Source organism: Niveispirillum cyanobacteriorum, from assembly GCF_002868735.1.
Taxonomy (GTDB): domain Bacteria; phylum Pseudomonadota; class Alphaproteobacteria; order Azospirillales; family Azospirillaceae; genus Niveispirillum; species Niveispirillum cyanobacteriorum.
In genome coordinates, this window is record NZ_CP025612.1 from 179,150 (window position 1) to 199,163 (window position 20,014).

At 64.7% G+C, this 20,014-nt stretch carries 18 protein-coding genes; 8 read left to right on the forward strand and 10 right to left on the reverse strand.

Going from position 1 to position 20,014, the window contains the following annotated elements:
• Positions 1 to 140: 140 nt before the first annotated feature.
• Genes C0V82_RS16755 through C0V82_RS16775 form a run of 5 tightly spaced genes read right to left on the reverse strand, consistent with a single transcriptional unit; the run spans position 141 to position 6,053 of the window.
• Complete coding sequence (locus C0V82_RS16755; RefSeq protein ID WP_102113620.1) at positions 141 to 353, reverse strand: formate dehydrogenase subunit delta; 213 nt, start codon at positions 351 to 353, stop codon at positions 141 to 143.
• The gene (gene fdhD / locus C0V82_RS16760; protein WP_102113621.1) at positions 343 to 1,161 is read right to left on the reverse strand and encodes a formate dehydrogenase accessory sulfurtransferase FdhD; all 819 of its coding nucleotides are present in this window, start codon (positions 1,159 to 1,161) and stop codon (positions 343 to 345) included. Before fdhD ends, C0V82_RS16755 begins: the two co-directional genes overlap by 11 nt.
• Positions 1,158 to 4,025, reverse strand: coding sequence for a formate dehydrogenase subunit alpha (gene fdhF / locus C0V82_RS16765; protein WP_102113622.1), 2,868 nt, complete (start codon positions 4,023 to 4,025; stop codon positions 1,158 to 1,160). Before fdhF ends, fdhD begins: the two co-directional genes overlap by 4 nt.
• Positions 4,026 to 4,035: 10 nt before the next feature.
• Complete coding sequence (locus tag C0V82_RS16770; RefSeq protein WP_102113623.1) at positions 4,036 to 5,580, reverse strand: formate dehydrogenase beta subunit; 1,545 nt, start codon at positions 5,578 to 5,580, stop codon at positions 4,036 to 4,038.
• A complete protein-coding gene (locus C0V82_RS16775) occupies positions 5,577 to 6,053 on the reverse strand; it encodes a formate dehydrogenase subunit gamma (RefSeq protein WP_102114355.1) in 477 nt (158 codons plus the stop codon). Before C0V82_RS16775 ends, C0V82_RS16770 begins: the two co-directional genes overlap by 4 nt.
• A gap of 241 nt (positions 6,054 to 6,294) precedes the next feature.
• Here C0V82_RS16775 and hisC point away from each other — a divergent pair, with 241 nt between their 5' ends.
• Positions 6,295 to 7,353 carry a histidinol-phosphate transaminase gene (gene hisC, locus C0V82_RS16780; protein WP_102113624.1) on the forward strand — a complete coding sequence of 353 codons (1,059 nt, stop codon included), beginning with the start codon at positions 6,295 to 6,297 and terminating at the stop codon, positions 7,351 to 7,353.
• Positions 7,354 to 7,356: 3 nt separating this feature from the next.
• On the opposite strand, the gene C0V82_RS16785 is transcribed toward hisC, so the two are convergent.
• The 4 genes from C0V82_RS16785 to pepN all read right to left on the reverse strand — a co-directional run bounded on the left by C0V82_RS16785 (position 7,357) and on the right by pepN (position 13,335).
• The gene (locus C0V82_RS16785) at positions 7,357 to 8,250 is read right to left on the reverse strand and encodes a LysR family transcriptional regulator (protein ID WP_102113625.1); all 894 of its coding nucleotides are present in this window, start codon (positions 8,248 to 8,250) and stop codon (positions 7,357 to 7,359) included.
• Entirely contained in the window at positions 8,247 to 9,839 is a 1,593-nt protein-coding gene (locus C0V82_RS16790; RefSeq protein ID WP_102113626.1) for an alkaline phosphatase family protein, read from the reverse strand. Before C0V82_RS16790 ends, C0V82_RS16785 begins: the two co-directional genes overlap by 4 nt.
• Entirely contained in the window at positions 9,829 to 10,608 is a 780-nt protein-coding gene (locus tag C0V82_RS16795) for a M48 family metallopeptidase (protein WP_245924265.1), read from the reverse strand. Before C0V82_RS16795 ends, C0V82_RS16790 begins: the two co-directional genes overlap by 11 nt.
• A 75-nt stretch (positions 10,609 to 10,683) precedes the next feature.
• On the reverse strand, positions 10,684 to 13,335 hold the full coding sequence (gene pepN / locus C0V82_RS16800; protein WP_102114357.1) for an aminopeptidase N: 2,652 nt from the start codon (positions 13,333 to 13,335) through the stop codon (positions 10,684 to 10,686).
• A gap of 173 nt (positions 13,336 to 13,508) precedes the next feature.
• Here pepN and C0V82_RS16805 point away from each other — a divergent pair, with 173 nt between their 5' ends.
• Genes C0V82_RS16805 through C0V82_RS16830 form a run of 6 tightly spaced genes read left to right on the forward strand, consistent with a single transcriptional unit; the run spans position 13,509 to position 17,249 of the window.
• Entirely contained in the window at positions 13,509 to 14,072 is a 564-nt protein-coding gene (locus tag C0V82_RS16805) for a hypothetical protein (RefSeq protein WP_102113627.1), read from the forward strand.
• Positions 14,069 to 14,638, forward strand: a complete 570-nt coding sequence (locus C0V82_RS16810) for a hypothetical protein (RefSeq protein WP_102113628.1) — start codon at positions 14,069 to 14,071, stop codon at positions 14,636 to 14,638. The genes C0V82_RS16805 and C0V82_RS16810 overlap by 4 nt, the downstream gene beginning before the upstream one ends.
• Positions 14,635 to 15,363, forward strand: a complete 729-nt coding sequence (locus tag C0V82_RS16815) for an ATP-binding protein (protein ID WP_102113629.1) — start codon at positions 14,635 to 14,637, stop codon at positions 15,361 to 15,363. Before C0V82_RS16810 ends, C0V82_RS16815 begins: the two co-directional genes overlap by 4 nt.
• Before the next feature lie 35 nt (positions 15,364 to 15,398).
• The gene (locus C0V82_RS16820; RefSeq protein ID WP_245924266.1) at positions 15,399 to 15,908 is read left to right on the forward strand and encodes a macro domain-containing protein; all 510 of its coding nucleotides are present in this window, start codon (positions 15,399 to 15,401) and stop codon (positions 15,906 to 15,908) included.
• A gap of 26 nt (positions 15,909 to 15,934) precedes the next feature.
• Entirely contained in the window at positions 15,935 to 16,615 is a 681-nt protein-coding gene (locus C0V82_RS16825; RefSeq protein WP_102113631.1) for an SDR family oxidoreductase, read from the forward strand.
• Between the two features lie 25 nt (positions 16,616 to 16,640).
• Positions 16,641 to 17,249 carry a 2-hydroxychromene-2-carboxylate isomerase gene (locus tag C0V82_RS16830; protein ID WP_102113632.1) on the forward strand — a complete coding sequence of 203 codons (609 nt, stop codon included), beginning with the start codon at positions 16,641 to 16,643 and terminating at the stop codon, positions 17,247 to 17,249.
• A 22-nt stretch (positions 17,250 to 17,271) separates the two neighbouring features.
• On the opposite strand, the gene C0V82_RS16835 is transcribed toward C0V82_RS16830, so the two are convergent.
• Positions 17,272 to 17,841, reverse strand: coding sequence for a cysteine hydrolase family protein (locus tag C0V82_RS16835; RefSeq protein ID WP_245924267.1), 570 nt, complete (start codon positions 17,839 to 17,841; stop codon positions 17,272 to 17,274).
• A 152-nt stretch (positions 17,842 to 17,993) separates the two neighbouring features.
• Here C0V82_RS16835 and C0V82_RS16840 point away from each other — a divergent pair, with 152 nt between their 5' ends.
• Positions 17,994 to 19,958 (forward strand): S9 family peptidase, encoded by a 1,965-nt coding sequence (locus C0V82_RS16840; protein WP_158659998.1) that lies wholly within the window; start codon positions 17,994 to 17,996, stop codon positions 19,956 to 19,958.
• Positions 19,959 to 20,014 lie beyond the last annotated feature (56 nt).

Sequence of the window (20,014 nt, forward strand, 5' to 3'; positions counted from 1 at the left end):
CCTGTAAGGCGGAGTGTGGGTGGACGCGAATGCCGGGGCTTCGGGGCTCCGGTCTGTTGTTTTAAGACAAACAAACCTGTTCGGAGACGCGGAGCGTTTCCGTTCAGACGCTGTTGCAACAGGGTGGTTGGAAAGACCTCCTATGGCTTGGGTTTCAGGTTTTCCAACGCCTGGACGACGATGGGGCTCAAGCCCTCGCCGCCCTTATTGAGATGATCCAGAATTCCGGCCCGCATGCGCGGATCCCAGAAGCTTTTGATGTGGTCGGCTACGCCCTTGACGCCGCCTGGCCCCTGGCTGGCGAAGAAGGCGCCGATCTGGTTGGCCATCATGACCAGCTTGTCAGGCGACACGGGTCTGCTCCTGCTCAGGTTGAATGCGGTGAGGATGGCTGAAAATCTCAAACCCGTCGGCGCGGGCCACAGCCACCAGGGTCATACCGGCATCATCGGCCAGTTTCACGGCCAGGGTGGAGGGGGCGGAGACGGCGGCCAGGATGGGGACACCGGCCATCGCCGCCTTCTGGACCAGTTCCACTGACACGCGGCTGGTCATCAGGATGGCGCCCTGTTTGGCGTCGATCCCGGTGCCGGCCAGGGCGCCGATCAGCTTGTCCAGGGCATTGTGGCGGCCCACATCCTCCCGCACGGTGACGCTGCCATCGGGGGCCAGGAAGGCAGCGGCGTGGGCGGCACGGGTCAGGTGGCCCAATGCCTGCTGTTGCGACATCGCATCGAACGCGGTTGCCAGTGCAAGCGGTGTCAAAGGGCGGCCAGCGCCCACGGGACGCGCCGGCTTCACTGCCTCCCCCAGGCTTTCCACCCCGCACAGGCCGCAGCCGGCCGGGCCGGTCAGATGGCGGCGGCGGGCGGTCAGGGCGGCGCGGGGACGTTTGGAGAGCCAGAGGCGCACCACCCAGCCCAGGTCGGTTTCGACCAGTTCAAGGTCGTCCACCTCATCCGGGGTTTCGATGATGCCCTCGGTCAGGCTGAATCCGATGGCGAAATCCTCCAGATCGGCGGGGCTGGCCATCATCACCGCGTAGGTGGCGCCGTCATGCACGATGGCGACGGGCACCTCTTCTGCCACCATGCGGGTGCCATCCCGCATGGTGCCGTCATGCCAAGCTAGCCGCTGAAGGGGTTTCGCGGGCTGGCTCATTCGGCAGCCTCAACCGCGTGGCCCTCAATCCGGCGGGAACGCTGGGCCTGCGCCTCATATTCCTGCTGCCACTGGGTTGGGCCATTGGAATGGCTGACCTGGACGGCGGTCACCTTGTATTCCGGGCAGTTGGTGGCCCAGTCGGAATAGTCGGTGGTGATAACGTTCGCCTGCGTGTCGGGGTGGTGGAAGGTGGTGTAGACCACGCCGGGGGCCACCCGATCGGTGATCAGGGCGCGCAGGCTTGTCTCCCCAGCCCGACTTTGCAGCTTCACCCAGTCGCCATCGCGGATGCCCCGGTTTTCCGCATCGTGCGGGTGGATCTCCAGCCGGTCCTCCTCATGCCAGACGACATTGGCGGTGCGGCGGGTCTGCGCACCGACATTGTACTGCGACAGGATACGGCCCGTGGTCAGCAGCAGCGGGAAGCGGGCACCGGTGCGTTCCTCCGTCGGGATGTACTCGGTGATCACGAACTTGCCCTTACCGCGCACGAACCCGTCGATATGCATCACCGGTGTGCCAAGGGGAGCCTTGTCGTTGCAGGGCCATTGGATGGAGCCCATCTCCTCCAGCCGCTGATAGGACACACCCTTGAAGCTCGGCGTGACCTTGGCGATTTCGTCCATGATCTGGCTGGGATGGGCGTAATCCATCTCAAAGCCCATGGCGCGGGCCAGCAGCAGGGTCACCTCCCAATCGGCATAGCCATTCTTGGGCGCCATCACGCGGCGTACCCGCTGGATACGGCGTTCGGCGTTGGTGAAGGTGCCGTCCTTTTCCAAAAACGTGCAGCCGGGCAGGAAGACATGGGCGTAGTTAGCCGTCTCGTTAAGGAACAGGTCCTGCACGATGACGCATTCCATGGCGGCCAGACCGGCGGCGACATGGTGGGTGTTGGGGTCGGATTGAAGGATGTCCTCCCCCTGCACATACAGGCCCTTGAACGTGCCATCGACGGCGGCATCCAGCATGTTGGGGATACGCAGGCCGGGTTCGCCCGACAGGGGCACGCCCCACAATTCCTCAAACATCTGCCGGGTGGCATCGTCGGAGACGTGGCGATAACCGGAGAATTCATGCGGGAAGGAACCCATGTCGCAGGAGCCCTGGACATTGTTCTGCCCGCGCAGCGGGTTAACGCCCACGCCGGGCCGCCCGATATTACCGGTGGCCATGGCGAGGTTGGCGATGGCCATCACGGTGGTCGTGCCCTGTGAATGCTCCGTCACACCCAGCCCGTAATAGATCGCCCCGTTGCCGCCGGTGGCGAACAGGCGGGCGGCGTGGCGGATGGCGCCCGGCTCCACGCCGGCCATCGGCCCCACCACTTCCGGGCTGTTGCGCGGTTCGGACACAAACGCCGCCCATTCCTGGAACTCCGCCCAGTCGCAGCGCTCGCGCACAAACGTCTCATCCACCAGCCCTTCGGTGACGATGACATGGGCCAGCGACGTGACGATGGCGACATTGGTGCCGGGCAGCAGGGGCAGGTGAACCTCTGCCTTGATATGGGCGGACTTCACCAGATCGATGCGGCGCGGATCGATGACGATCAGTTTGGCCCCCTGGCGCAGCCGCTTTTTCAGGCGCGACGCGAAGACGGGGTGGCCATCGGTGGGGTTGGCACCGATGACGATGACGATATCGGTTTGTTCGACGCTGTCGAAATCCTGCGTGCCGGCAGACGTGCCGAAGGTGGTTTTCAGGCCATAGCCGGTGGGAGAGTGGCAGACGCGTGCGCAGGTATCGACATTGTTGGTGCCGAACCCGGCGCGGATCAGCTTCTGCACCAGGAAGGTTTCTTCATTGGTGCAGCGGGACGAGGTGATGCCGCCGATACTATCCTTGCCATATTTAGTCTGGATGGATTTCAGCTTGTTGGCCGTAAACCCGATCGCCTCTTCCCAGCCGACCTCCCGCCAGGGCTGGTCGATGCTGTCACGGATCATCGGCGACAGGATACGTTCCTTATGCGTGGCATAGCCCCATGCAAAACGCCCCTTTACGCAGGAATGGCCCCGGTTGGCCCTCCCATCCTTGTATGGGACCATGCGCACCAGCTCGTCCCCGCGCATTTCCGCCTTGAAGGCGCAGCCCACGCCGCAATAGGCGCAGGTGGTGACGACGGAATGCTCCGGCTGCCCGATCTCGATGACCGATTTTTCCTGCAACGTAGCGGTGGGGCAGGCCTGGACGCAGGCCCCGCAGGACACGCAGTCGCTGTCCAGAAAGGCGTCGTGCTGGCCGGGCGACACCCGGCTGTCGAAACCACGACCCTCGATGGTCAGGGCGAAGGTGCCCTGCACCTCCTCGCACGCCCGCACGCAGCGGGAGCAGACGATGCATTTGGCGGGGTCGTAGGTGAAATAGGGGTTGCTTTCATCCTTGGGCAGGGCCAGCGGGCTGTCAGCCTTGAAATGGTTGGCCCCGTCCATGCCATAACGCACCTCCCGCAGCCCAACAGCCCCGGCCATGTCCTGCAGCTCACAGTCACCGTTCGCAGCACAGGTCAGGCAGTCCAGTGGGTGGTCCGAGATATAAAGCTCCATCACCCCCTTGCGCAGTTGCTTCAGGCGCGGCGTCTGCGTCTTCACATTCAGGCCGGGGGCCACGGGCGTGGTGCAGGAGGCGGGTGTGCCGGGCCGCCCCTCAATCTCCACCAGGCACAGGCGGCAGGACCCGAACGCGTCAACCATGTCAGTGGCGCAGAGCTTGGGGATTTTCGTCCCCATCTCCATGGCCGCGCGCATGATGGAGGTGCCCTCCGGCACGGTGACCGGCTGCCCGTCGATGGTGAGCGTCACCAGCTTTTCCGACTTTGACGCCGGCGTGCCGAAATCGGTTTCATGGATGAGGGTCATGGTGACACCATTATTCCGCCGCCACGGGCAGGTGCCCGCGCCGGAAATCCTCGGGAAAATGCTGAAGGGCGCTCAGCACAGGGTAGGGGGTGAAGCCGCCGAGCGCGCAGAGCGAGCCGAATTTCATGGTCTGGCAGAGGTCTTCCACCAGGGCGATGTTGGCTTCCACCTCAATCCCGGCGCGGATACGGTCGATCACTTCCGTGCCGCGGGTGGAGCCGATGCGGCAGGGGGTACATTTGCCGCAGCTTTCGATGGCGCAGAATTCCATGGCGAAGCGCGCCTGGGCCGACAGGTCGACACTGTCATCGAACACCACGATGCCGCCATGGCCGATCAGGCCGCCGCGTGCCGTGAACGCCTCATAATCGTAAGCCGTATCGAACAGGCTGGGCGGGAAATAGGCACCCAGGGGGCCGCCGCACTGCACCGCCTTCACGGGACGGCCCGTCAGAGTGCCGCCGCCGATATCGATGATCAGTTCGCCCAGCGTGATGCCAAAGGCGGTTTCGAACAGGCCGCCGAATTTCACGTTACCGGCGATCTGGATCGGCATTGTGCCGCGCGACCGCCCCATGCCGTAATCGGCATAGGTCTGCGCGCCGTTGGCCAGGATGCTGGGCACGGTGGCCAGGGATAGAAGATTATTCACGACCGTGGGCCGGCCGAACAGGCCCTTGATAGCGGGCAAGGGCGGCTTGGCCCGGACCACCCCGCGTTTTCCCTCAAGGCTTTCCAGAAGGGCGGTTTCTTCGCCGCAGACATAGGCGCCGGCACCGACCCGCAGTTCGATGTCGAAACCGACATTGCTGCCCAGCACCGATGGACCCAGCAGCCCGGCCTGACGTGCCACATCCAGGGCGCGGGTGAAGGTGCGGTTGGCGTGGGGATATTCAGACCGCGAATAGACATAGCCCTTGGTGGCCCCGACCGCGAAGCCGGCGATCACCATGCCCTCAATCAGGGCCAGGGGATCGCCCTCCATCATCATGCGGTCGGCGAAGGTGCCGCTGTCGCCCTCATCCGCGTTACAGACGATGTAGCGGCGGTCGGCGGGGGATGCCGCAACCGTGCGCCATTTGATGCCGGTGGGGAAACCGGCCCCGCCGCGCCCGCGCAGGCCTGACCGCACCACCTCTTCCACCGTGTTGGATGGGCCCAGCTCCAGCGCGCGCGAAAGGCCCTTGAAACCGCCATGCGCGCGGTAATCCTCCACCGACAGCGGATCAATGATACCGCAACGGGCAAAGGTCAGGCGGTTCTGACGGGCCAGCCAGGGGATTTGTTCCGTCGGCCCCAGGCACAGTGGATGCGCGGCCCCCGTCAGGAACCCGGCCGCGAACAGGCCCGGCACATCCGTAGGGGTGACGGGGCCATAGGCGATGCGACCGGCGGGGGTTTCCACCTCCACCAGCGGTTCCAGCCAGAACAGGCCGCGCGAACCGGTGCGGATGATGGTGACGGTGTCGCCGGCCTGCGCGGCGATAGCTTTCGCCACCTTTTCGGCACCCACGGCCAGGGCTGCCACATCCTGGGGAACGAAGATTCGGGTCATGACCAGCGCACCCCCTCCACTGCTGCCGACAGCTTTGCGCCATCCAGGCGGCCTACCGGGTCGCCATCGATCAGGGCGGCTGGCGCGCAGGCACACAGGCCCAGACAGTAAACGGCCTCCACCGTCACCGTCCCATCCGCCGTGGTTTCGCCCCAGCCGATGCCCAGCCGTTCCAGCAGCGCCGTAGCTGTCTTCTCCGACCCTAGCGACTGACACGCCTCCGCGCGGCAGACCTTGATGATATGGCGGCCTGCCGGCTCGTGCCGGAAATCATGGTAGAAGGTGACGACACCATGGATTTCAGCGCGCGACAGGTTCAACGCGTCGGCCAGCATCGGCACGGCATCGTCGGGTATATGGCCAAACGCCTCCTGCAGCGCATGCAGGATCGGAAGGGTCGGGCCCTCCAGATGCAGATGCCGATGAATGATATCGGCGGCGTGGCGCGCGTCCCAAGGCAAAGGGGGGGTCATTGGGAACTCCAGCGGGCAATCACGCATGCAGGTTTTGCCCAAATGCCCCGATGATCAATGGGATTGTTTTGTTGAGCGATTGCACATCCTGATCAAACCGTTCGCACGCGCAATATGTTGATCAGGCCCGACACCGTCCAAACGCATGGTAGGGCTGGCATTTCGCCATGGGCGGCGAGCTTTCGAAGCCCATATCCTTCTGTGCGTAAACCTTATCCGAAATGAGAGCCAGGTTACTGGAATGAGCCGTTTCTGGAGTCCCATCGTCCACACCCTCAGCCCCTATGTGGCGGGGGAACAGCCCCAGATTTCGGGGCTGGTGAAGCTGAATACCAACGAAAGCCCTTACGGCCCGTCCCCCCACGCCACCGCCGCCATTGCGGCGGCCAATGGCGATGCGCTGCGCCTGTACCCAGAACCCACGGGCATCCATCTGCGCAAGGCGGTGGCGGCGACCTATTGGCTGGATGCGGGCGAGGTGTTCGTTGGCAATGGCTCTGACGAGGTGCTGGCCCATGTGTTCCAGGGGCTGCTGAACCATGAGTTGCCGCTGCTCTACCCGGACATCACCTATAGCTTTTACCCGACCTACTGCCGGCTCTATGGCATCAAGTCGGTGCTGGTGCCGCTGGATGAAGGGTTCGAGATCCGGCTGGAGGATTACCGGCAGCCCTGCGGCGCGATCATCATTGCCAACCCCAATGCGCCCACGGGCATTGCCAAGCCGCTGGACTGGATCGAGGCGCTGGTCGCCGAGCATCCCGATCAGGTGGTGGTGATCGACGAGGCTTACGTCGATTTCGGGGCTGAGACGGCGATCCCGCTGGTCAAGAAATATCCCAACCTGCTGGTGGTCCATACGCTGTCCAAGTCGCGCGGGCTGGCCGGTTTGCGCGTTGGCTTTGCCGTGGGTCAACGACATCTGATCGACGCGCTGGAGCGGGTGAAGGACAGTTTCAATTCCTACCCGCTGGATCGGCTGGCGCAGGCCGGTGCGGTTGCCGCCTGGCAGGATAAGGAATGGTTTGAGCGTCACCGCGACATGATCATCGCCACGCGCGAACGGTTGACCGTTGCCCTGCAGGGGCTGGGGTTTGAGGTGTTGCCTTCGGCGGCGAACTTTGTCTTTGCCCGCCATCCGGGGCATCCGGGTGGGGAACTGGCGGCTGCATTGAGGGCCAAGGCCATCCTGGTCCGGCATTTCAACAAGCCGCGGATCAGCGACTTCCTGCGCATCAGCATCGGCACCGATGCGGAGACGGACAAGCTGTTGACGGCGCTGGGCGAAATCCTGGGCTGAGGGTCACAGTCCCTGCATCTGTGATAGTTTACGGGCCGCCGCAATCATGGCGGCGGCCATGGGGGAATGGGGTTCGCGGTCCATCATCACCAGCCCGATCGTATGTTCGATCACGGGATCGATCAGGGGAATGGCAGCCAGTTCCGCCGGCAGGCCCAATGCTTCCATCAGCACCGTCGGCATGATGCTGGTCCAGCGACCGGTGCGGACATGGGCGGCCAGAGCGGTCATAGAATTGCTTTCCACCGCTACCTCCGCCCTCACCCCCACCTGATGCAGGGCGCGGTCGATGATGCGGCGGTTCTGCATGTCGGGTGACAACAGGCAGAGCGGCACCCCCTGCAGCTCCGCCCAGCGTACCTCCGTGCGGCCTGAGAACCTGCTGTCGGGACCGGTGATCAGGTGATACCGCTCCCGGTACAAGGGGATCTGGATCAGATTGCCGACCGGTTCATTGTCCAGATAGGTCAGGCCGGCATCGATGGCCAGGTTTTCCACCTGTTCGATGATCTTCTGGGAGTTCGACGCCAGGATCAGGAAATCCACGCCCGGATGCTTGTCAATGACCGCGATGGTCAGTTTCGGCACCATGGCCAGGGCCGTGGGCACGGCGGCCAGCCGGAAATGGCCGCAGACCGTCTTGCGCAGCGCCTCAATATCCTGCCGCATGGACCGCCAGTCGCCGACCAGCCGGCGGGACCATTCCAGCAGCCGTTCCCCCTCTGCCGTGAAACCCTGAAACCGCGATCCGCGCACCACCAGCGGCACGCCCAGCATGTCCTCCAGATGTTTCACGCCGGCGGAAAGCGTGGGCTGTGAGACGCCTGCCTCTTCCGCTGCGCGCCCGAAATGGCGGGCGCGGGCCAGCGCCAGGAACAATTCCAGCTTGTCGATCATGGCCCTGCCTCCCCCGCCTTTTCATGCATGTCGGCATGGATCGGCGGGCTTTGCAAGGGCACGGGGCCGAAGCGGGCCAGCAGTTCGGGGAAAACCTCCCACATGGGCAGAGGTTTGGCCGTGGCGGCGGGCAGCATGCCTTGGGTCAGGTCCAATCCTGCCAGACGGTCCAGCAGGCTGGCATCGCGGGACAGGATATGGATTGGCACGCGGTCGCCCTGACCACTGGAAATCCAATCCAAGGCGGGATGATCACCCAGGATGATGATCAGGGCGTCTTCCGGCACCTCCTGCATCACCCAGTCGCCCAGGGCCCGCAGGCTGTAATCCAGCGAGCGGCCATAAGCGGCGGCCATGTCGGTATAGTCGGTGGTCAGGTCGTCTTCGGCATAGGCCGACCCGTCGATCAGGCCCTGGCTGTAGGGCTTCCAGGCGGGAAGCGGGCTCCAGGGGGCGTGGCTGCTGGTCAGGACGATTTCCAGATAGAGCGGGCGGGGGCCGGACCAATCCGGCGAAAGGCTGGCCAGCATGGCCTGATCCGGCATCGGCGACCAGCCATAGGACGGGCCGGCATAGGCGAAGGTGGGGCGGTTCAGGACCTTGTCGAACCCCCAAGCCGGCCCCTCCAGCCAGGGCAAGGTCAGGCCCGGCATGGCCGCCTGGGTCCGCCAGCCGGCCCGGTGCAGGGCACAGACCAGACCGCAACGCCCGGCGGCCAAGACCATGCGTTGGGCCAGGGGTTGATCCTGGCGGATGCCGGCGCGCAGCGTGCCATGGGCCAGCCAAGAGCGTCCGCCGATCACCGGGCTTTCCACCAGACCGGAGCGGATATGAAAACCGGCCTCCGTCAGGGACCGCTGCATGGCGCGCAGACGGTCACCCACCGGACCCGCCTGACGTGGATCGGTCAGGGCAGACTGGCCATAGGATTCGACCCAGGCCAGGATGAGGGGCCGCCCACGCAGGGCGGCGAAAATCTGATCATCGGGCAGGCTGGCGGCCGGGTCGTGGGACAGCGCCTCGGCCATCCCGGCCTCCAACTGCGCCGCCGCCTGCCATCGCTTCCCCTGATCCCACAGGACGCCGATGGGGCCGTGGGTCAGCGGCTGCATGGTCAGCAGGGTCAGCAGGGCGAGGATGACAAGTGTTGGCAGGGCCGGCGGGGATGCGCGCAGCATCAGACCCATCAGCCAGCGGCACAGGCACAGCAGACCGGTCAGGGCCGCCAGCAAGGCGGCCCCCACAAGCAACCCGCCCGGGCCCCGCGCCAGCACATCCCACAAGGCCGGCACCAGGGCCGGATCGAAGGCTGGTTCAAACAGCCGGCCTGCCGTCAGGATGCTGACCAGATCGGCCAGCCGTAGCAGCAGGATCAGCCAGCAGAAGATGGAAAGGGTCCAGATCGCAACCTTGCCGGGCCGGCGGGGCAGCAACAGGGCGGCAGCGAACAAAACCGACAGTTCCAGAACGGGGCCGCGATGGTCGGGCGTCAGCATGTCGCCCGGTATGGCGGGCAGGCCCAGCAGCAGCGACAGGGCCAGCAAGGCGGCCAGCCCGATCAATGCGCTGCCGATGGACCTAGGCGCCATAGCGGTGCAGCCGGGCGCCGTTGGCGCGCAACCAGTCACGATGTTCGGCCACGCCATCCGTCAAGCTGGCGCAGATCGCCCAGAAGCGTGCGGAATGGTTCATTTCGCGCAAGTGCGCCACCTCGTGCGCCACGACATAGTCGAACACCGGGTCCGGTGCCATGACCAGCCGCCAGCAATAGGATAGCCGCCCGTCAGGCGAGCAGCTTCCCCAGCGGGATCGTGTGTCGCGCACACTGATGCCGGCTATGCGGGCACCCAGGCGGGCGGCCTTCTCCTGCGACCTTGCCGTCAGCAGGCGGCGGGCCTCCGCCTTCAGGAAATCGGCCACGCGGCGGGGCACGAATTCCAGCTCGCCGCCCACACGCAGTTCACGTGTGCCATCGGGCAGGGTTGCGATCTGCGGTGTGCGACGGCCCGTGGGGGTATGGCAGATCGTATGGTTGATGCCCAGGATAGGCACAATGGCACCGGGCACGAAGGTCACCTTGTCCGGCACCGCGGACAGGCGCTGTTGCAGCCAGTCGCGGTGACGTCCCACGAACAAATGCAGGTCCTTGTCCGGCACGCGTGGCGGGGTGGAGATACGCACGATGTTGCGCGCGGCGTCCACCCGCATGGACAGGCGCCGGGCGCGCGCCGATACCCGCACCTCCACCGGCACCGGCACACCGTCCACCGCCATCAGACGCGGCGGGGGGAGGGCCGGACGCACCCGCTTCTTCACGGGTGTTGCCTTGGGGGCCAGGATCTTACGCAGAAAATTCAAGGCGGCCTCATCGCCATTCCGGTCTGGGGCACCGGCAACCCCACCCGTCTAAGGCTGGGGCGCCGGTGTCAATCGTCAACCCTCCAGGCTGCGCGCGATGATCTCATAGACATCGCGGGACAGGTCGGGCGTGTGGGCCACGCGTTCCAGCGCCACCTTGGCTGCCGCCTGCCGTTCCCCATCATACTTGCGCCAGCGGGCGAAGGATTTGGCCATGCGGCTGGCCACCTGCGGGTTCAGCTTGTTCAGCTCAATCACCCGGTCGGCCAGGAATTCGTAGCCGGAGCCATCGGCGGCGTGGAAGGCCACGGCGTTACCGGTGAAACCACCGACCAGGGAATAGACCTTATTCGGGTTGCGGATGTTGAAGCCGGGATGGGACAGCAGGGCCGTGACATTGGCCAGCGTGTCGGGGCGGGAGGAGGTGGCCTGGATCATGAACCACTTGTCCATCACCAATGCCTCATCCTTCCACTTGGCGGCGAAGGTGGCCAGGGCGTCCGCCCGTTCCGGCATATCGCTGTCGGCGATCAGGGCGAGCGCCGTGATCACATCGGTCATGCCCGTGGCGGTGCGGTACTGCGCCAGGGCCAGCGCTTTGCCGTCGGCATCGTCGGCGGCCAGCAGATAGGCCAGCGCGGCATTCTTCAACGCGCGGCGACCGATGGCGTCGGGGCTAACGCTGAATTCGCCCTGTTCGGCATTGGCGCGGTAGGCGGCCAGCAGGGCGTCGCGATGCGTGCGGCCGATGGCGGCGCGGACCAGATTGCGGGCAGCATGGATACCGTCCACATCAATCACCTCCATCAACTGCCCCAGATAATTTTCCGACGGCAGCGTCAGGGCCAGGGAAGCGAAAGCCGGGTCTTCGGATGCGCGCGAAAGCGTGGCGCCCATGGCATCGATGAAACCCTTAGGCACGGCCATGTCACGCCCCGCCGCCCGGTCGGCCACCAGACCCAGCAGCAGGCGCGAGGCCAGCGTCTGCCCCGCTTCCCAGCGGTTGAAGGGATCGCTGTCGTTCGCCATCAGGAAGGTCAGGTCGGCGTCGGAATAATCAAAGGACAGTTTGATGGGGGCGGAGAAGCCCCGGAACAGCGACGGCACGGGGGGCGCCGGCACCTCGGTGAAGGTGAAACTCTGTTCCGCTGCGTTCAGGGCCAGGACGCGGGTGCCGGCGGTGGCACTGTCTTCACCGGCCAGTGTCAGGGCCTGATCCTTGCCGTCGGGGCCGACCAGACCCAGGGACACAGGGATCAGCATGGGTAGCTTCACCGGCTGTCCCGGCGTGGGGGCCAGGAATTGGCGCAGGGTCAGGCGATAGGTGTGGGTGGCGGGGTCGTAGCTGCCCTCACCACTGACGCCCGGCGTGCCGGCCTGCGCATACCAGCGGCGGAACTGTTCCCAATCCACGCCCGCATCCGGATTGGCATCGCGCATGGCGGCCAGGAAATCATCGGTGGTTACGGCCTGCCCGTCATGGCGGGCGAAGTACAGATCGATACCGCGTCGATACCCCGCCGCACCCAGCAGCGTGTGGTACATGCGCAGAACCTCCGCCCCCTTTTCATAGACGGTGGGCGTGTAGAAATTGTTGATCTCGATATAGCTGTCGGGGCGCACGGGGTGGGCCGTGGGGCCGGCATCTTCCGCAAACTGCACCTGACGCAGGCGCGTCACGTCCTGAATGCGCTTCACAGGCGCGGAGTTCATGTCTGCGCTGAACTGCTGATCGCGGAAGACGGTCAGGCCTTCCTTCAGGGACAGCTGGAACCAGTCGCGGCAGGTGACGCGGTTGCCAGTCCAGTTATGGAAATATTCATGCGCCACGACCGCTTCGATGCCCAGGAAATCGGTATCGGTGGCGGTGTCGGGGCGGGCCAGAATGTATTTGGTGTTGAAGACGTTGAGCGACTTGTTCTCCATCGCCCCCATATTGAAATCGCCCACGGCGACGATGTTGAAAATGTCCAGGTCATATTCCAGACCATAGACATCCTCATCCCACTTCATGGATTTGATCAGGCTTTCCATGGCGTGGGCGCACTTATCCTCGTTCCCCGGCTCCACATAGATGCGCAGGGTGACATCGCGGCCCGAGCGGGTGCGGAACCGGTCCTCGATATGGACCAGATTGCCGGCCACCAGCGCGAACAGGTAGCAGGGCTTCGGCCAGGGATCTTCCCACAGCGCCCAATGGCGGCCATCGCCGGCATCACCCTGATCCACCAGATTGCCATTGGACAGCAGGACGGGGTAGGCGGCGCGGTCCCCCTCCACCCGCACCCGGTATTTGGCCATCACGTCGGGCCGGTCCTGGAAATAGGTGATCTTGCGAAAGCCCTCGGCCTCGCACTGGGTGCAGTAATTGCCGGATGACTTATAGAGGCCTTCCAGGGCCGTGTTCTTTTCCGGGTGGATGCGGGTGACAATCTCAATCGCCACCTGATCGCCGGGCAGATCCGGGATCGTGAGGTGGTCGGGCGTGATGGCATAATCATCGGGGCCCAGCGGTCGGTCGCCCACCGTGACTGATACCAGTTCCAGTTCCTGCCCATCCAGGACCAGGGGGGCACGGACCACATCCAGGTTGCGGCGGACGCCCAAACGCGAGGTGACGAGCGTACCCCCGTCGCGCAGATCGAACGACAGATCGACAGTTTCGATCCACCAGGCCGGTGCGGCGTAATCCTTCAACAGGATGGCCTTCGGCGAACCCTTGTCCATGACCAGCATCCCTAAATATCTGATGGTTTGGCGCGTCCATCCGCGCCCTGGCGGTCAGGATAGGACAATGGCGGGTGCGACAGGTGAAAAATTTCACTGTCGTGCGGCGCCTGTCTTCGTATCATCGGCGGCGACAAAGCGCCCCGGTCCATGGGGGCTGGTTTGGAGGCTGGATGTATCTGGAACTGTCGACGTCCGACGTGATCATCCTGTCTTCGGCTGCCGCCTGTCTTGTCGCCATTGTGCTGCTGGAGATGCTGCGGGTCGTCATCCCCGATGTCTATGAATGGGTGGCCGATCACGCAAAGGTGAAGCGGGAGACGCGCGAGGCACAGGCCGCCCTGGAACGGCTGATGGCCGTCAACCGGGAGAACGCCGCACAGCGCGACCGCCGCAGCGCCGAACGGTTCCGGATGAAGTCGCAGCTGGCCCGATTGGAGATGACGCTGTCCGCCGTGGAGCGCGACAGGGTGGAGGTGTGGCATGAACTGGGCCGGCAGGGCGTGGCCGACAGCCTGTACACCGCCCGTGTCGCCAACCGCATCCTGGCCGACCAGTCGGGCCGGGATTTCGACAGCGCCCCCAGCATCTGGCGCTACACCAACAATGTCCGCATCTGGGCGGCGGGGGAGCGGCCTGCCCGCCAGATGCTGAATGCGGAGTTCTCGCCCGATTCGGGTTTTGCGGTACAGGAAGTGACCTTCGTCACCTCGGCGCGGAGCATGGACGGACCATGATCGCCACCTGGATGAACCTGATCAGCCTGTTTGCGCTGGCACTGGCCGGGTCTGGTCTGGTGATGGCGGGCCGTCGGCTTATGGCCGTGATCCGCGTGGTGGAACGCAAGCTGTCGCGTGCCGTCGATGAAAAGAACATGGTTGCCGCCGCCCTTCGCCACGCCAAGAAGGAGGATGCCGCCATCCGCCAGGCGCTGGACGATGCGGAACGCCATATCACGCAGATGCAGGGCGTCATCACCATGGCGGAAACCCGCATCGAGCGGCTGCGTGCCTCGCCCCGCCGGGTGGTTTCCATGTTGGATAGGCAGTGGAACCGATTCGACCGGCTGTGGTGCGTAAAGGTCACTAATCCGTCGCTTGGCAGTGGTCACGGCGGTGCCGGTGGCTGGGTGGATGGAAAGACACTGTACGGTTTCGCCCGATCGGGTGATGATCTTGTCAGACGGGTGGCGGCGGAATATTCCCCAGGCGACGGATTTCTGCTGGGGACGCCGATGGTTGTTGATCTGGCGGATGACGGAAGTGGGTCGAACGCGGTAGACCAGTCAAAGGGTGCTGGATGAAGGGCGGGGGAAAGATGGATTTCCAGGTGGCCGGTGAAACGCTGGACAAGGCCGAACGGACCCGGATCGCCGCCGAGCTGGGATTACCCGTTGCCGATGCCGGTCCGCATGGCGAGGGCACGATCGTCCGGGTGATCGCCGAAGGGGCGGCCCCAGATCTGATCGCCGCGCTGCGGTCGGGCTGTGCCGCCATTGTGGAACAGGGGCCGCCCGGGACGCTGCCGTCGGCCAAACTTTCGGCGGCGCTGGCCGATGGGCACCTGCTGGTTTCCCTGACCACGCGGCTGGCCTGGACCTTGGATACAGCGGCGCAGTTCTGCGAGGGGCTGCTGGTGCGTGGCCTGTTGCCGGCGGCGGTGCGCCATGATGCGGAACTGTCGCTGCATGAGGCCATCATCAATGCCGTCCTGCATGGCAATCTGGCCATGGGCGGGTCGCTGGTCGACGATCCCAGCCAGTTCGATGCCTTCTGTCAGAGGCTGACGGCTACGCTGGCCGACCCGGACAAGGCGACGCGCCGTATCGACCTGTCGGCCTGGGTGGCGGATGGCAAGCTGCATATCCGTGTCGCCGACCAGGGCGGCGGCTATGATCCCGACAGCATTCGCCCGCCCGTGAATGTGGAGGCCAAGTCCGGTCGTGGTCTGGAGATCATGCGCGTCATGTCGGCGGGCCTGACCGTCACCGATGGCGGGCGCACCGCCACACTGGCCTTCATGGTCTGACGCCCCGTTCAGAACGGCGCTTTATGGAGCAGGAATTGACCGAGTTGCGGGTTCACCAGGGCGATATTACGGCCCTGGACATTGATGTCATTGTCAATGCGGCGGCCCCCGGCCTGGGCGGCGGTACCGGCGTGTCGCGCGCCATCCATGATGCGGCAGGCCCGGACCTGTTCGCCGCCGCTGCCGCGCTGGACCCGGTTGGCCGCGGCGACGCCGGCATCACGCCGGGTTTTGGCTTGAAGGCGCGCTGGGTCGTGCATGCCGTCGGCCCCGTCTATGTCACCGGCAAGATGGGAGAGGATAAGGTCCTGGCCCGCTGTTACCGCCGTGCGCTGGAGCTGTGTGTGGAGAAAGGGGGCCGGTCTATCGCCTTCCCTGCGATCTCCACCGGTGCCTATCGCTTTCCCAAGGCTCTGGCGGCGCAGGTCGCCGTGGCGACCGTGCGCGCCTTCGTCGCGGATCATCCCGATGCACTGGATCAGGTCTTGTTTGTTGCCACGGGCGGGGACAACATTCAGGCATTAACGGCGGCGCTGACCGCCTGACCTGAAACCAGATGGGGAGGGGCACTATGCCCACTGTCGTCATTACCGGCGCCAATCGCGGTATCGGCCTTGAATTTGCCCGCCAATATGCCGCTGACGGCTGGACCGTCATTGCCACCTGCCGCGATCTGTCCAGCCCCGGCGGGCTGGCCACTGTGGCGGGCGTGGAACTGTTTGCCCTGTCGGTCGATGACCCGGCCTCCATCAAGGCATTTGCCGGTGCGCTGAAGGGCCGCTCCATCGATCTGCTGATCAACAATGCCGGCATCATGGGGCCCGATCTGGCCGCGCAGTCCAAGGACGGTATTGATCCCGAGGGTTGGCTGGAGACGCTGAAGGTCAATGGCCTCGCCCCAATCCTGGTGTCGCTTGCTCTGCGTCCGCTGCTGTCGGCGGGGGCGAAGGTGGCGACGGTGTCCAGCCAGCTTGGTTCCATCACCGAGACGGAAAGCGGCGGCATGTATGCCTATCGCGCGTCAAAGGCTGCCATCAATATGGGCAACCGCACCCTGGCCGCCGACTGGCGCGACGACGGCATCACCTGCATCGTCATGCATCCGGGCTGGGTGCAGACCGACATGGGTGGGCCGAAGGCACCAGTGACGCCGCCGGATAGCGTGGCCGGCATGCGCCGCGTCATCGCGGCGGCGGGTCCCGGCGACAGCGGCGCCTTCTTTGCCTATGATGGGCGGCGTATCCCCTGGTAAGGCCCCCTGCATCGGAGGTCCTGACATGAGCGGCGCCCCCATCGATTTCTATTTCGACTTCGCCTCCCCCTATGCCTATCTGGCGTCGGCCCGCATTGACGCGCTGGCCGGGCGCTGGGGGCGGGTGGTGCGATGGCGGCCCATCCTGCTGGGGGCGGTGTTCAAGATCAGCGGCGGGATGCCCAACCTGAACAAACCCCTCCAGGGTGACTATCTGCGCCACGACGTGCCCCGCTGCGCCCGCCTGTGGGGTGTGCCACTGCATCAGCCCTTGCCGGCCCCGTTCCCGTCACTGGCGGCGTCGCGCGCCTTCTACTGGCTGGATCAGGCAGGCGGGGAGCACAGTCCGGCGGCCTTGGCCCGCGCCCTTTTCCATGCCCATTGGGCAGAAGGGCGCGACATGGCTCTGCCGGAGAATGTGCTGGATGTCGCCGCCAGTTTGGGCCTGGACCGCGATGCAGTGGAGGCGGGCATTGCCGAGACCGCCGTGAAGGACCGGCTGCGGGTGGAGACGGAAACGGCCATCAGCCGGGGCGTGTTCGGCGCGCCGTTCTTCGTTGTCGATGGGGAACCGTTCTGGGGGGCGGACCGCATGGATCAGATCGAGGAGTGGCTGCGCCGGGGAGGGTGGTGACGCCCCCACCCCAGCGTGCTGATCACAGCGCGTCGGCCGCCTTCTTCACCACCACCTTGTTCTGTGCCGTGCCGAACCAGCCCAGCACCGTGTTGTGGTGGTCGATGATCTGTTCGAAGGTCAGGTCGCCCATGTCGCAGGTCGTGTGACCATCGGCGATCAAGGTGACGTCGAAGCCATGGGCGATGGCGCTGCGCACGGAGGTGTCGATACAAAACGGCGTCATGCAGCCGCCAATGATGACATGGCGAATGCCGCCATCTAGCAGTGCCTGCTTCAGGCCCGTATCCAGGAAACTGTCGCAGGTGGTCTTGTGCACCACCAACTCGCCCGCCTGCGGCGTCAGTTCGCGGCGGATCTCCCAGCCGGGCGTGCCCTTGGCCAGGCGGTGATCGTCGGCTGCATCATGCTGCACGTGGATCAGGGTGACGCCGGCGGCGCGTGCGCGGGTTTGTAGGTCGGCCAGCCGGGCGACGACCCCGTCCAGGGCCTTCGCGGCGGCGACATTACGCGGCCCGTCGCCGGCGGGCAGGATGCCTTCCTGCACATCGATGACGATCAGGGCGGTCTCATTGGCGGCTTGCATCTTCATGCTCCCTGTTTGTCGGGTCAGACAGGGGTAAGGGAGATTTGTTTCTGGATGATTTCAAAGGGGGCCGGACCCTTGCAGCGGGAAGCGGATGCGCTACGCTGCCCGTGCAATCCACAAGCTCTTGACGGGCAAAAAATCAAGGAATGGGATACGTGCGGATCATCGGACATTTCATGCGCGGCAGCGCCCTGGCGCTGGTACTTGCCCTTTCTGCCGGGGCTGTGTCGGCCCAGACGGTGCCGGCCAAGATTGAGCGGGTTCAGAACGGCAATATCGTCACCGAGAATATCCCCGCCGTCGATGCGGCGCTGGGTGAACGTCTGTCGGCCTATCTGTCGGCCCGGTCCGCCGGCATGCTGGACTGGACCCCCGACGGCAAGGGCATCCTGATCACCACCCGGTTTGGCGAGACGTCACAGCTGCATCTGGTGAACGGCCCCATGATGGCCCGCCAGCAGCTGACCTTTGCCGCCGAACCCATCACATCCGCCGCCTTCAGCCCGGCCAAGGGTTCCACCGATCTGGTCTATGTCTGGGACAAGGGCGGATCAGAGAATTTCCAGTTCTTCCATCTGGATGTTGCCACGGGCAAGACAACGCTGGTCACCGACGGCAAGTCGCGCAACCAGGGTCTGGTCTGGAACCATAAGGGCGACAAGTTCGCCTTTTCCAGCACCCGGCGCGATGGCAAGAACACCGATGTCTATGTCGGCGGGTTGAAGGATGCCGCGACCGTTGCCCCGCTGGTGGCGCAGACGGGATCGTGGGGCGCTGTCGCCTTCTCCCAGGATGATAAGAAGCTGCTGGTCGGGCAATATATCGCCATCACCAAGTCCTATCTGTCGGTGGTCGATGTCGCCACGGGCCAGCTGACCCGCATCAAGCCGGAGAAGGACACCACCGCCCTGACCGGTGTCGGCTTTACGCCCGACGCCAAGGGCGTGTTCCTGACGTCCGACGAGGAAGGGGAGTTCAAGCGCCTGGGCCTGCATGATCTGGCGTCGGGCAAGACCACCTGGATCACCGCTGATGACCCTTGGGATGTGGAAGAGGCGGTGCTGTCGCATGATGGCAAGCGCCTGGCCTATGTCCTGAACGAGGGGGGCTGGTCCACGGTGCGGGTGATCGACACCAAGACGCTGAAGCCAGTGAAGCTGCCCGCCCTGCCCAAGGGCATTATCGGCGGCGTGTCGTTCAGCCCGGATGGGTCGAAGCTGGCGCTCTCGCTGACCACGCCGACCGCCCCCGCCGATGTGCATGTCGTCGATCTGGGCAAGGGCAAGGTGGAGCAGTGGACCAAGAGCGAGGTTGGTGGTCTGAACACCGAGACTTTCGCCGATGCCAGCCTGATCCAATTCCCGACCTTTGATCAGCGGCAGATCCCGGCCTTCCTGTTCAAGCCCAAGAATGCCAAGGGCAAGCTGCCGGTCATCATGCTGATCCATGGTGGGCCAGAAGGGCAGAGCCGCCCCAATTTCAGCGCCACGGTGCAGTTCTGGGCCAATGAGCTGGGGGCGGCGGTGCTGCTGCCCAATATCCGGGGCTCGGAAGGCTATGGGAAGACCTATCTGGGCCTGGATAATGGCTTCAAGCGCGAGGACAGCATCAAGGATATCGGCGCTCTGATCGACTGGGTCGCGACCCAGCCCGACCTGGACAAGGACAAGATCGTGGTGGCCGGCGGCTCCTATGGTGGTTACGCCACCCTGGCGGCCATGACCCATTATAATGACAAGCTGGCCGGTGGGGCCGATACCGTCGGCATCTCAAACTTCATCACCTTCCTGGAGGCGACGGCGGAATATCGCCGCGACCTGCGCCGCCCGGAATATGGTGATGAGCGTCATCCCGAGATGCGCGCTTTCCTGCAGAAAATCTCGCCCCTGACCAACGCGTCGAAGATCACCAAGCCGATGCTGGTCATCCAGGGCTACAATGATCCGCGCGTGCCGGTGGGCGAGGCGGAGCAGATGGTGGCCGCCATCCGCAAGAATGGCGGCGAGGTCGGCTATGTCCTGGCCATGGACGAGGGGCACGGCTTCAAGAAGAAGTCGAACCAGTTCGTGGCGCAGATGGCGCAGGCGCAGTTCTTCCAGAAGGTGTTTGGGAAGAAGTAAGGTTGTGGTGATCGGGGGAGTGGTGATCTGCCCTTCCCCCGATTGCCGCTCCAGGG

What these genes read in the sequence shown, in the direction of transcription:
- fdhD (WP_102113621.1), bottom strand. Translation starts at nt 1,161, where the DNA reads ATGAGCCAGCCCGCGAAACCCCTTCAGCGGCTAGCTTGGCATGACGGC.
- fdhF (WP_102113622.1), bottom strand. Translation starts at nt 4,025, where the DNA reads ATGACCCTCATCCATGAAACCGATTTCGGCACGCCGGCGTCAAAGTCG.
- C0V82_RS16770 (WP_102113623.1), bottom strand. Translation starts at nt 5,580, where the DNA reads ATGACCCGAATCTTCGTTCCCCAGGATGTGGCAGCCCTGGCCGTGGGT.
- C0V82_RS16775 (WP_102114355.1), bottom strand. Translation starts at nt 6,053, where the DNA reads ATGACCCCCCCTTTGCCTTGGGACGCGCGCCACGCCGCCGATATCATT.
- hisC (WP_102113624.1), top strand. Translation starts at nt 6,295, where the DNA reads ATGAGCCGTTTCTGGAGTCCCATCGTCCACACCCTCAGCCCCTATGTG.
- C0V82_RS16785 (WP_102113625.1), bottom strand. Translation starts at nt 8,250, where the DNA reads ATGATCGACAAGCTGGAATTGTTCCTGGCGCTGGCCCGCGCCCGCCAT.
- C0V82_RS16790 (WP_102113626.1), bottom strand. Translation starts at nt 9,839, where the DNA reads ATGGCGCCTAGGTCCATCGGCAGCGCATTGATCGGGCTGGCCGCCTTG.
- pepN (WP_102114357.1), bottom strand. Translation starts at nt 13,335, where the DNA reads ATGGACAAGGGTTCGCCGAAGGCCATCCTGTTGAAGGATTACGCCGCA.
- C0V82_RS16805 (WP_102113627.1), top strand. Translation starts at nt 13,509, where the DNA reads ATGTATCTGGAACTGTCGACGTCCGACGTGATCATCCTGTCTTCGGCT.
- C0V82_RS16810 (WP_102113628.1), top strand. Translation starts at nt 14,069, where the DNA reads ATGATCGCCACCTGGATGAACCTGATCAGCCTGTTTGCGCTGGCACTG.
- C0V82_RS16815 (WP_102113629.1), top strand. Translation starts at nt 14,635, where the DNA reads ATGAAGGGCGGGGGAAAGATGGATTTCCAGGTGGCCGGTGAAACGCTG.
- C0V82_RS16825 (WP_102113631.1), top strand. Translation starts at nt 15,935, where the DNA reads ATGCCCACTGTCGTCATTACCGGCGCCAATCGCGGTATCGGCCTTGAA.
- C0V82_RS16830 (WP_102113632.1), top strand. Translation starts at nt 16,641, where the DNA reads ATGAGCGGCGCCCCCATCGATTTCTATTTCGACTTCGCCTCCCCCTAT.
- C0V82_RS16835 (WP_245924267.1), bottom strand. Translation starts at nt 17,841, where the DNA reads ATGAAGATGCAAGCCGCCAATGAGACCGCCCTGATCGTCATCGATGTG.